At 71.0% G+C, this 2193-nt stretch carries 3 protein-coding genes; all 3 read left to right on the plus strand.

Going from position 1 to position 2193, the window contains the following annotated elements:
* Nucleotides 1-395: nucleotide-binding protein (locus AB1578_20535; protein ID MEW6490283.1), on the plus strand; the 395-nt coding region annotated here is incomplete at its 5' end.
* 42 nt (nucleotides 396-437) lie between these two features.
* Nucleotides 438-1523, plus strand: a complete 1086-nt coding sequence (locus tag AB1578_20540; GenBank protein MEW6490284.1) for an enoyl-CoA hydratase/isomerase family protein — start codon at nucleotides 438-440, stop codon at nucleotides 1521-1523.
* A gap of 140 nt (nucleotides 1524-1663) precedes the next feature.
* Complete coding sequence (locus AB1578_20545) at nucleotides 1664-2140, plus strand: Hsp20/alpha crystallin family protein (GenBank protein ID MEW6490285.1); 477 nt, start codon at nucleotides 1664-1666, stop codon at nucleotides 2138-2140.
* The last annotated feature ends 53 nt before the right edge of the window (nucleotides 2141-2193 follow it).

The following is a 2193-nucleotide window of genomic DNA, read 5'->3' on the forward strand; positions in this document are numbered from 1 at the left end:
CCGCCGCGCCCCCTGCCGGGGAGCCCCCCGCGGGCAGGCCGGCGGGCCACCCGAGCCCCCAGAGCGCGTCCGTCCCCATCGCCGGCGTGAAGAAGGCCCCGGGCGGCAGCACCCTCCAGGAGATCTTCCTGGCCAAGGCCGATCTCGCGGGAAAGGAAGTCCTCTTCCGGGGCAAGGTCGTCAAGTACAACACGGGGATCATGGGCAAGAACTGGCTCCACGTGCAGGACGGGACGGGCGAGGCCGGAATCAACGACCTCACCGTCACCACGAACGCGGAGGCCCGGGTGGGCGATACCGTGCTCGTGCGCGGAAGGCTCGCCATCGACAAGGACTTCGGGTTCGGGTACAAGTACGGGGTCATCGTCGAGGACGCCCAGGTCACCGTGGAGTAGCGCCGGAGAGCCCCCGGAGCGATGGCCGCGAGGATGGTGCGCGTGGCTTCCCCATCCCACCTCCGCCTGGAGCGGCGAGGCCCCCTGGCGGTCGCCGTGCTGGACCGCCCGGGGGCCCTGAACGCCCTGGACCTGGGGATGATCCGGGATCTCGCGGCCGCCGCCGCAGACTGGGCGCAAGACCCGAGCGTGCGGGCGGTGGTGCTCAAGGGAGCCGGGCCCCGGGCGTTTTGCGCGGGCGGAGACATCCGGGGTGTCTGCACGGCGCGGGACTGCGGAAACGCCTCCGCCACCCAGGACTTCTTCGCCGAGGAGTACCGCCTCAACCGGGCGATCCACCGGTTCCCGAAGCCCTGGGTTCCCCTCATGGACGGCATCACCATGGGCGGGGGCGTGGGGCTCTCCATCTACGGCTCCCACCGGGTCGTCACCGAACGCACCCGGTGGGCGATGTCCGAGACCGGCATCGGGTTCTTCCCCGACGTGGGCGGGGGCTGGTTTTTGCCGCGGCTGCCGGGAGCCCTGGGTCGGTACCTGGCGCTTACGGGAGCAACACTGGGACCCGCCGATGTCCTGGCCGCGGGCATCGCCACCCATTTTGTGCCGTCCCAGCGGCTCGAGGCCCTGGAAGCCGCGTTGGCGGGGGCTTCCTGGGAGGGGGACGACGACCCGGGGGAAATCGTCACCCGGGTCCTGGACTTCCACGCGGCGGATCCGGGTCCGGCACCCCTGGACGCCCTGCGGCCCGCCATCGACGCCTGCTTCGGCGCAGCCTCCCCCGAAGCAACCCTCGCGGCCCTGGCCCGTCTGGCCACCCCATGGGCACGAGAGACCCTGGAAGCCCTGGCCGCCAAGTCCCCCACCAGTGTGCGGGTCACCTGCCGCCTCCTGGACGAAGGGGGGGCGCGCTCCCTCGAGGAAGATCTGGTCGTCGAGTACCGCCTGAGCCAGCGGTTCGTGGCGTCCCACGACTTCTGCGAAGGCGTCCGGGCGGCCCTGGTGGATCGGGACCACCGTCCCCGCTGGGACCCGCCGCGCCTGGCAGGCGTGACCGACGAGGAGGTCGCCGCGTTCTTCGCACCCCTGGGCGACCGGGAGCTGCGCTTCGCCGATGCGCCCCTGCCCTGAACCGGCAGCCCACCTGCTTTCCGCTACGAATCCAAGCTGTTGGGCCGCTTGACGACCGCCCGGGGATGGTTACTTTCGCCCCGTGGTTTCCAACCAGCCGAGCGGGGGGCGGCTCCTGACCGGAAACGGAGGTGGGTGTCATGACGAGCCTGAGTCTGATTCCGAGAGAACGGTCGTTCGAGCCCCTCAGCAGGGTGAGCCGCGAGATGGACCGGCTCTTCGACGACTTCCTGGGCGATTGGTCCAGCCGCGTGCCCATGAGGTTCCGGCACGACTGGAGCGAGTGGGAGGCCTCGCCGCGGGTGGACGTGACCGATCGGGGCACCGAGTTCGTGCTCCGGGCCGAGGTACCGGGCTACCGACGAGAAGACCTGCACGTGGACGTGGGCGAGAGTTCGGTGAGCCTGCGGGGGGAGAAGACCGGAGAGCACCTGGAGGAGGGCGCGTGCTACGTGTGCCGTGAGAGCAGCACGGGCGCCTTCGAGCGGACGATCCCGCTGCCCGGCGAGGTGCGCACGGAAGGCGTGAGCGCCACCCTGAAGGACGGCATCCTCACCCTGACCCTGCCCAAGGTGCACGCGGAGCAGCGCCGGCAGATCGAGGTGAAGGCCGAATGACAATCCGAGCAAGACCAGACGTGGGAAGGGGGCCCCCCGGGGCCCGATCGCCC

The organism is Thermodesulfobacteriota bacterium, assembly GCA_040756475.1.
Classification (GTDB): Bacteria; Desulfobacterota; Deferrisomatia; order Deferrisomatales; family JACRMM01; genus JBFLZB01.

What these genes read in the sequence shown, in the direction of transcription:
- AB1578_20545 (MEW6490285.1), top strand. Translation starts at nt 1,664, where the DNA reads ATGACGAGCCTGAGTCTGATTCCGAGAGAACGGTCGTTCGAGCCCCTC.